Here is a 7,839-nt window from a genome sequence, read left to right as displayed (position 1 = left end):
GAACGGCATCCCGAACCCCCTCGCGCACAACGCGCAAAACTGTTCGCGATGTCCTCGCACACCTGTTCGCGATGTCTCCGGTCCAAACAGATCGTCGAGACAAGCAGCATCTGCGATGTCAGCCGCGATCCGCAGGCGCGTCTACTGATAGCGGCCTCCGAGCCGATGCCCCCGCCCCGCCTGCGCCAAAACCTGAGCCAGGTCCAAGGCCAAACCCGGACTGCTCACCCAGACACTGCGCAGGCGCCATCCCACCTCATAGGGTCAGTCTAGCTTCAGCCTCTGCGATCCAATGGCCGTTAGGCACTGCGCTAGGAACACGGCGCTGAAGCGTCCTCGTGACAGCTTGTTGCTGATGTTCGATTCCTTCTCTTCGACCCCGATAGCGGCCAGCTTTTCAACCAGATCGGCATAGCTCAGGCCCTGAAGCTTGAGCTCGGCCTTCAGGAGCCCGCTCACCAGTCGCTCCCACTCTGTCTCGGTCATCCGACCATTCTCCGCCAAAAAAATCTTGCGCGGCCCATTGCGTTCCTCATCTTCACAATTATCTATCACGAACAGTAGATTTCTACTGAAAATGATATGTAGCCACTTTCACTCAAACTCAATTAGGACCACCATGACCATCGACCAGACAACGGCAAACGTGCTGACAGACCTTCTAGGTGAACTCTCTTCCGAGTTGGACCTGCATTATAACGACGAGGATTTCCACGCCCTCGCGCCAAGCATCAAAACGTTGCGACGTGCCGCTACCCTTATGACGAACGCCGGCCACAAGGCCCCTGAGGTCTACCACCATGTCATGGGCCGATTCGAGCGGATGACTCGCTCCTAACATAGCGATCCGACAGCGAAAGTTCCATGGCATCCAACCATCTCCCCTCCAGGACGTTTCAAAATGACTGAACCATTCGATCCTTCCATCTCGAGCTCCGAATATCTGGCCCTGGCGCGCGAGCGCCACCGGACCGGGACATCTAGACTGAGTGAGGAGCTGGCCTGGATGCTGGACGACGCAGCCTACGACTGCGGCCTCAACAAGGAGCACGTCGACATCCTGATTGACCCCATCAACTGGAGCGCCGCCGTTCGCGATGAGAATAGGAAGCCCAGGGTGTTCCTCCATGCCCGCACCAATCAAAAGGGCAACGCGGAGATCAACTGGGCCCGCGGCGATCTCGAGATCCTGTATGACGAAGACTTTCTGGCCAGGTACGCGGTCGCGGCCCGATCCTCCCACTCGGTCCCATGGCGAGGACTTGGGGAACTGATGTGGTGGAGGGGCTATGAACCGCAGGTCAACACTGTCACTATTCACAAATCTTCCACGGCCGCAGCTCTCTTGTATGCCCATGCCGCCCGCCTCAAAGAACTTGCGTCCTTTCTCGCCCGGCACGTGAACCTCGTCGGAGCAATGGCGCTCAACTTCCCCTATCGGGAAGGCGAAGTAACCGCAGCGGACTTCGTGCCAACCATTCCGCCTAATCGGCTGCAGGAGATAGTCCGGGAGCGCGGCCAGCGGACGATCGCGAGGCTTCGGGAGGCCGTGGAGCGTATCGTCCCGAAAGAATGATCTTGGAGGATCGTCCCCCGCTCAGCGCCCGATGAGATCACGATCGCTGGTCTCCCTCCTTCTCAAGCAAGCCTTCGATCGTTCAATGATCCTCCCCAGCGCCCGCGTTCGGCCACCGCACTCGCGACGTTCTTTGCATCTGCTGATCGACAACGGCGCCCTCCAGGAACTGACAAGGCGTCTCGCGCCTGCCGTCTTCAGAGGCTCGCCGTCAGTCAAGCCATCCAACTGCAGGCGCGAGGAGGAGCGGCACGGCCCCGTGGATTTTCGGACCGCATTTCTGGCCTGCAACTTCGCCAGTAGCTGGGAAGTTTTTGAACTGGCTCGGCGGCGGGATCTATCGATCGCCCGCTCACCTTGGGTCGGAAGGGGAAGGAGTACACCATTTCCCTAAGGAGAGGACGGGTTTGCAACGGGGATGGATCTACTCTCGGCCCGCATAAAAATTTGCGTTTTCAAGTAATAGCATGCGCCGCCGCACGTCCCCCAGCTGCTAAAAACCACTCCCCCTATAGTACCACGCGCGAGAGCCATGGAACCGCGGCGGTTACGGAACTAGATCCCGAGTGCCTTGCACATGATTTGAGCCGACACCGTATGAAACGACCGTCAAGCCGATTGCCAGACAACCTCGCACCTGTCGCGGTTAATCTTGACCAAGCTGCCGCGCTCATCGGGATCGGGACGTCTCTGTTTACCCAGCTAGTGGCCTCGGGCCAAATGCCAGAACCACGGCCAATTGCTTCACGCCTTCTTTGGGACGTGGACGAGATTGTTGCCGCCTTTCGCGCGATCCCACATCGGAGCGAGTCTAACAGGCTGGGCACATCGTCCAAATCAAATAACCCCTGGAACTGAGGATGCCGAGAAAGCTACCAAAGGGCGTTTCCCCTGATCGTGACCGACACGGAAACGTGCGCCTGTACTTTCGCGCCCTCGGCCGGTCCAAAGTCCGACTACGGGAGAAGCCGGGGACAAAGGAGTTTGAGGCCGAGGTGGCTTGTGCTCGGCTAAACGTTCCCTACGCGCATCTGAAGCTCAGCGGCACCGCGGACCGAAATGAACCGGTGTCCCAGAGGTCCTTTCGCTGGCTATGCCAGGAGTACAAGCGACGTGTAAGGCTCTCACCCAAAATCCTTGCTCGACGGTCATCGGTTCTCGATGAAATCTGCAACAGCGAGCACAAAAGCGGCAGCAAGCGGGGGACACTCCCCTTCGACCTCCTGGAGCGGAAGCACGTCCTCGAAATTCGAGATGATCTCCGTTCGACGCCAGGTGCTCAGAATGAGGTCGTGAAGGTCATCTCGGCCATGTACGGTTGGGCGATTGAGAACGAGATCGTCCGGAGCAATCCAGCTCTCGGGATCAAGCGCCTCAAATCTGGCGATGGATTTCACACATGGTCCGTTGCAGAGGTGCGTCAGTTCGAGGCACGCCATCCACCTGGCAGCAAGGCACGTCTGGCACTGCATCTGGGACTGTTTACGGGACTGCGTCGCCAGGATCTTGCCATCCTTGGGCGCCAGCACGTCAGGAATGGATGGCTACACATCCGTCCCCAGAAGACCAGCAAATCGTCGGGTGTCGAGGTGGAGCTTCCCATTCTTCCTCAGTTGAGGGCGACAATCGACGCCAGTGCCTGCGGTGACCTGACCTTCTTGACGTCGGAATGGGGAAAACCATTCACCGTTAATTCACTTGGTAACAAAATGCGGGACTGGTGCGATCAAGCGGAGTTGCCCCACTGCACCCTTCACGGCCTTCGAAAAGCAGGAGCCACTATAGCAGCCGAGAACGGTGCCACTGACGAGCAGCTCATGGCGATCTTCGGTTGGACCACCAAGCAGCAAACGACGCACTACACGAGGAAGGCGCAACGCCGCCGGATGGCTGGACAGGCCGCCCATCTCTTGGTTATTCCGGAACAAAATCAGGACGAAATTGTCCCACCGAAAAAGTCGATGACAAAGAGTGGGACAAAAATCAGAAAAAGGTCCGGCAAATCAACACCGGTATAAAGGTGGTGGTGCCCCTAGCCGGGATCGAACCAGCACTCCTTGCGGAACTCGATTTTGAGTCGAGCGCGTCTACCAATTCCGCCATAGGGGCTCAGGCCGGGCGGCCTGGATGGGCGCGGACTATACGGTTGGAGGCCTGTTCGTCAACTGGCCAATTCGGGGTGGCCAATTCCGGGCATTCGGCTTTCGCTCGGCCGCAGCCTTTCGATTTCGTGAAGCTACGGCCATTGTGCGGCGCGAAAAATCTTTCTAGACAGGCAGCGCAGCATTGAAGCGCGCCGCGTCTGGAGAGATTCATCTGGCGTGCTTTTGGGCTTGGTTTTTATGCATATTGTTGTCCCAAAGGTGCTGCGTTTTTTGGGCGACGTGCATCAGGAGTGCCGATGCTTCGCGGACTTTACGACTGGACCTTGTCGCTGGCGGCGAAGAAATCCGCCGAATGGTGGCTGGCCTTCATCGCTTTCGTCGAAAGCTCGGTATTTCTCGTGCCGGCCGACGTGCTCTATCTGCCGATGGCGCTGTCACGGCCGGATCGCGCCTATCGCTACGCGCTGGTCGCCACGCTGGCCTCCGTTCTGGGTGGCATAGCCGGCTGGTACATCGGCCACTACGCCTATGACACGGTGGCGCGGCCGATCCTTGAATTCTACGGCAAGTATGACGACTTCGAGACACTGCGCGTCTCGGCGGGCACCGGATTCATCGTCCTGATGCTGATCACCTCCGGCCTCGCCCATCTGCCGCCGATCAAGGTGGTGACGATCCTGTCCGGCGTCATCGGCACGCCTTTGCTGCTGTTCATCGTGCTGGCGATCGTGGCGCGCGGCGCCCGTTTCCTGTTCCTCGCCTGGCTGCTGCGCCGCTATGGCGAACCGATCCGCGAGTTCATCGAAAAGCGCCTCGGCATGATCGCCGGCGCTGGCGCAGCTGCCCTGATTTCGCTCTATATCGTCGTCAAATACGCGTTTTAGAGCATGATCCCGAACCGAAGGTCAGCGTAGCAAAAAAGTGGGCGCCAGCTTTCGGAAAAGATCATGCTCAACAAGAAGGCGAACGGCAGATCGATGACAGCGACCGTGAATGCCGACCCTGGACGCCAGCGCATGCGGACGGCGTTGTTCCTCGCCGCCGCCATGGCCGCCACCGTCGGCTCAGCGCTGGCCTTCCAGCATCTCGGCGGCTACATCCCCTGCAAGCTCTGCCTGGAGCAACGCACCCCCTATTACATCGGCGTGCCGCTGATGCTGCTGGCGGCGGCTGCGTCGACATTGCGCGCCCCCGCGTGGCTGACACGCGGCCTGCTGGCCGTCGGCGGCCTGCTGATGGTCTACGGCGTCTATCTCGGCGTCTATCACTCCGGTGTCGAATGGGCGTGGTGGCCGGGGCCGACCGACTGTGCAGCGGCTGCCGGTCCGGTCGATACCGGCGGCAAGGGCGTGCTCGATGCGCTCGACAGATTCGTCCCGCCCTCCTGCGACAAAGCGGCCGTGCGCATCCTTGGCCTGTCGCTGGCCGGCTGGAACGCCATCGCCAGTTTTGTCCTGGCCGTCATCGCCTTCCGCGGCGCCTTTGCCCGCGACTGAGCTGCACAGCGCAGAGTTCGTCCAGAAATTCGTCAGGCCGAAGCGCATGACGTGGGTTTCGAGAACCGAAGCGGAGCGTACTTACAGTACGTGAGCACCGGAAGCGCAGAAAGCTGCGTCAGGCGACCGGCATGGCGGATTTCTGCCGAACTCTATGGCTCCAGTTCGACATCCCAGTAGAGATAATCCATCCAGCTTTCATGCAGATGGTTGGGCGGGAACAAGCGGCCATTGTTGTGCAGGTCGTGCACCGTCGGCTGAAAAGGTTTCTGCAGCGGCCACATCTTGGCGTGCGCCGGCATCATGCCGCCCTTCCTCAGATTGCAGGGCGAGCAGGCGGCGACGACATTCTCCCACGTCGTCGCGCCGCCGCGATGGCGGGGAACGACATGGTCGAAGGTCAGATCCTCCGGCGTGCCGCAATACTGGCACTGGAAACGGTCGCGCAGGAAGACGTTGAAGCGGGTGAAGGCCGGATGCCGCGATGGCTTCACATAAGCTTTCAGGCTGACGACGCTCGGCAGCTTCATCGAGAAGGTCGGCGACGACACCGCGTGCTCGTATTCGGCGACGATGTTGACCCGCTCGAGGAACACCGCCTTGATGGCGTCCTGCCACGACCAGAGCGACAGGGGGTAATAGCTGAGCGGACGGTAATCCGCGTTCAGCACCAGTGCTGGAAGCCCATCCGGAGATACGGCAACCGTCACGTCATTGACCTCCTTGGTTCAGCGCATGACCCCGAAATCGGTTCGATTTTCGGAAGGGATCATGCGCAGCTTCAAAAAGTCCTACAGCGTCCTTTGCGCATCCAACTGGATGCGCGGCGCTGTAGCCTGTCGGCGCGGATACTGTAAGCCCGACATGACAGGGATGTGAAGCGGCTTGTCGATCAATCGCAGCGCTAAAAATGCATGATTTTCATGCTTTTTTACGGATTCAGCCAGGCGGCGCGGCGTCCCTGCCCCGGGTTTCACGATAATACGCCCAAAAAAGCCGTGATGCGACACCGCGCCACGGGCTCCATGATTCGGCGAGCTTGATCAGCGTTTTCTCGGGCGGGCGCGGGTCGATGCCGAGCGCGTGGCCGACCGCGCTCTGTAGAGCAACGTCGCGTGCCGGGAAGACGTCGGGGTGACCGGCGGCGAACAGAAGATAGACTTCCGCCGTCCACGGACCGATGCCTGACACCTTGGTCATCGCCGCGATCGCCTCCGCGGCGTCGAGCAAACAGAGATGATCGAGGTCGAGCCCATCGACCACCGCCTGGGCGACGGCGATCAGCCCGCGCTGTTTCGGCCGCGACAGTCCGGCTTCGCGAAAGATGGCTTCGTCAGCGGCAAGGATGGCTTGCGGCGTCAGCGGATCGACGAGTTTTGTCAGCCGCCCGAACATCGCGTCGGCGCTGGCGCGGGATACCTGCTGCGAGACGATGATCGAGGCAAGGCTTCTGAACCCCGGCTCGGACAGCCGAAGCGGCACCTCGCCGGCCATGCCGCGCACCTTTTCCAGGCGCGGGTCGAGCAGGCAGAGCGCGTCGAGCCCTTGCGAGACGTCGTCGAGCGTGGCGATGCGTTGCATGTCTGCTTGTTCCCGGCGCAAAGTGGCAGATGTAATCAGGCGCAAAATAGCAACTGGCGAAAGCGCCGCACAACCCGATTGCCGCCGAACGATGACACTCCTGACATTCCGCTTCGCGCCGAGCCCGAATGGCGAACTGCATCTCGGCCATGCCTATTCGGCGCTGCTCAATCAAAAGTTGGTCAGCACAACCGGCGGGCGGCTGTTGCTGCGCATCGAGGACATCGACACGACGCGCTGCACGCCGGAATTCGAGGCCGGCATTTTTCGCGACCTGGAATGGCTCGGGCTTGGCTGGGAACAACCGGTGCGCCGTCAGTCCGAACATTTTTCGGACTATCAGACGGTGCTCGATCGGCTGATCAGCGAGGAACTCGTCTACCCGGCCTTCATGAGCCGTGGCGAAATCCGCGCCTTCATTGCCGACCGCGAAAGGCGCGGCCGCGACTGGCAGCGCGACCCGGACGGGGTGCCGCTCTATCCCGCCGTCGACAAGGCGTTGACTATGAGGGAACGCCAGCGACGGATGGCCGAGAATGCGCCTTTCGCCTGGCGGCTCGACGTCGATGCTGCGATGGCGCGCGTCGGCACGGGTCTGTCATGGCTGGAATTTTCCGATGAAAGCCTTTGCACGACACGCACGATAGAAGCCCGCCCGCAGGACTGGGGCGACGTGATCGTGGCGCGCCGTGAAATCCCGACAAGCTATCATCTCGCCGTCGTCGTCGACGACGCGCTGCAGGGCATCAGCCACGTCGTGCGCGGCCAGGACCTCTATTCCGCCACCGGCGTGCAGCGCCTGCTCCAGGAGATCCTCGGCCTGCCGCAACCAAGCTACTTCCACCATCGTCTGGTCCTGGGCCCGGACGGACGAAAGCTGTCGAAGAGTTTTGCCGATACCGGCCTTGCCGCCTTGCGCGAGGCCGGCGCATCACCGGAAGACGTCCGGCGGTTGGTTGGGATTTAGTCCCAGACACGGTCGTTTTTGACAGGGCAGCGACCGGCAGCGAACGGCTCAAAATAAAAGCGCTCTGTAGCGATCCTTCGCGCCCCCCTCTGTCCTGCCGGACATCTCCCCCAC

Annotated in this window: 9 protein-coding genes and 1 tRNA gene; 6 read left to right on the top strand and 4 right to left on the bottom strand. The window is 60.6% G+C overall.

Going from position 1 to position 7,839, the window contains the following annotated elements; all coding sequences use genetic code 11:
- Nucleotides 1–264 precede the first annotated feature (264 nt).
- The gene (locus tag AC0L2Z_RS34470; RefSeq protein ID WP_473630528.1) at nucleotides 265–486 is read right to left on the bottom strand and encodes a DUF6471 domain-containing protein; all 222 of its coding nucleotides are present in this window, start codon (nucleotides 484–486) and stop codon (nucleotides 265–267) included.
- Between the two features lie 133 nt (nucleotides 487–619).
- On the opposite strand from AC0L2Z_RS34470, the gene AC0L2Z_RS34465 reads away from it, so the two are divergent.
- The 3 genes from AC0L2Z_RS34465 to AC0L2Z_RS34455 all read left to right on the top strand — a co-directional run bounded on the left by AC0L2Z_RS34465 (nucleotide 620) and on the right by AC0L2Z_RS34455 (nucleotide 3,594).
- Complete coding sequence (locus AC0L2Z_RS34465) at nucleotides 620–838, top strand: hypothetical protein (protein ID WP_473630527.1); 219 nt, start codon at nucleotides 620–622, stop codon at nucleotides 836–838.
- 63 nt (nucleotides 839–901) lie between these two features.
- Entirely contained in the window at nucleotides 902–1,576 is a 675-nt protein-coding gene (locus AC0L2Z_RS34460) for a hypothetical protein (RefSeq protein ID WP_473630526.1), read from the top strand.
- A gap of 1,292 nt (nucleotides 1,577–2,868) precedes the next feature.
- A complete protein-coding gene (locus AC0L2Z_RS34455) occupies nucleotides 2,869–3,594 on the top strand; it encodes a tyrosine-type recombinase/integrase (RefSeq protein WP_473630525.1) in 726 nt (241 codons plus the stop codon).
- Between the two features lie 6 nt (nucleotides 3,595–3,600).
- On the opposite strand, the gene AC0L2Z_RS34450 is transcribed toward AC0L2Z_RS34455, so the two are convergent.
- Nucleotides 3,601–3,685 (bottom strand) — tRNA-Leu (locus AC0L2Z_RS34450).
- Nucleotides 3,686–3,977: 292 nt separating this feature from the next.
- On the opposite strand from AC0L2Z_RS34450, the gene AC0L2Z_RS34445 reads away from it, so the two are divergent.
- Nucleotides 3,978–4,565 carry a YqaA family protein gene (locus AC0L2Z_RS34445; RefSeq protein WP_027153359.1) on the top strand — a complete coding sequence of 196 codons (588 nt, stop codon included), beginning with the start codon at nucleotides 3,978–3,980 and terminating at the stop codon, nucleotides 4,563–4,565.
- 93 nt (nucleotides 4,566–4,658) lie between these two features.
- Nucleotides 4,659–5,177 carry a disulfide bond formation protein B gene (locus AC0L2Z_RS34440; protein ID WP_419697156.1) on the top strand — a complete coding sequence of 173 codons (519 nt, stop codon included), beginning with the start codon at nucleotides 4,659–4,661 and terminating at the stop codon, nucleotides 5,175–5,177.
- Between the two features lie 152 nt (nucleotides 5,178–5,329).
- Here AC0L2Z_RS34440 and AC0L2Z_RS34435 read toward each other — a convergent pair whose 3' ends face one another.
- Nucleotides 5,330–5,887: an HNH endonuclease gene (locus AC0L2Z_RS34435; RefSeq protein ID WP_023797250.1), complete on the bottom strand. Its 558-nt coding sequence runs from the start codon at nucleotides 5,885–5,887 to the stop codon at nucleotides 5,330–5,332.
- Between the two features lie 229 nt (nucleotides 5,888–6,116).
- Nucleotides 6,117–6,758, bottom strand: a complete 642-nt coding sequence (locus AC0L2Z_RS34430; protein ID WP_128246124.1) for a DNA-3-methyladenine glycosylase family protein — start codon at nucleotides 6,756–6,758, stop codon at nucleotides 6,117–6,119.
- A 91-nt stretch (nucleotides 6,759–6,849) separates the two neighbouring features.
- On the opposite strand from AC0L2Z_RS34430, the gene gluQRS reads away from it, so the two are divergent.
- The gene (gene gluQRS / locus AC0L2Z_RS34425; RefSeq protein WP_473630524.1) at nucleotides 6,850–7,725 is read left to right on the top strand and encodes a tRNA glutamyl-Q(34) synthetase GluQRS; all 876 of its coding nucleotides are present in this window, start codon (nucleotides 6,850–6,852) and stop codon (nucleotides 7,723–7,725) included.
- Nucleotides 7,726–7,839 lie beyond the last annotated feature (114 nt).

Source organism: Mesorhizobium sp. WSM4850, assembly GCF_055811735.1.
This window is presented reverse-complemented; position numbering and strand designations above follow the sequence as displayed.

Coding starts and splice junctions, on each gene's coding strand:
- AC0L2Z_RS34470 (WP_473630528.1), bottom strand. CDS start 486: ATGACCGAGACAGAGTGGGAGCGACTGGTGAGCGGGCTCCTGAAGGCC.
- AC0L2Z_RS34465 (WP_473630527.1), top strand. CDS start 620: ATGACCATCGACCAGACAACGGCAAACGTGCTGACAGACCTTCTAGGT.
- AC0L2Z_RS34460 (WP_473630526.1), top strand. CDS start 902: ATGACTGAACCATTCGATCCTTCCATCTCGAGCTCCGAATATCTGGCC.
- AC0L2Z_RS34445 (WP_027153359.1), top strand. CDS start 3,978: ATGCTTCGCGGACTTTACGACTGGACCTTGTCGCTGGCGGCGAAGAAA.
- AC0L2Z_RS34440 (WP_419697156.1), top strand. CDS start 4,659: ATGACAGCGACCGTGAATGCCGACCCTGGACGCCAGCGCATGCGGACG.
- AC0L2Z_RS34430 (WP_128246124.1), bottom strand. CDS start 6,758: ATGCAACGCATCGCCACGCTCGACGACGTCTCGCAAGGGCTCGACGCG.
- gluQRS (WP_473630524.1), top strand. CDS start 6,850: ATGACACTCCTGACATTCCGCTTCGCGCCGAGCCCGAATGGCGAACTG.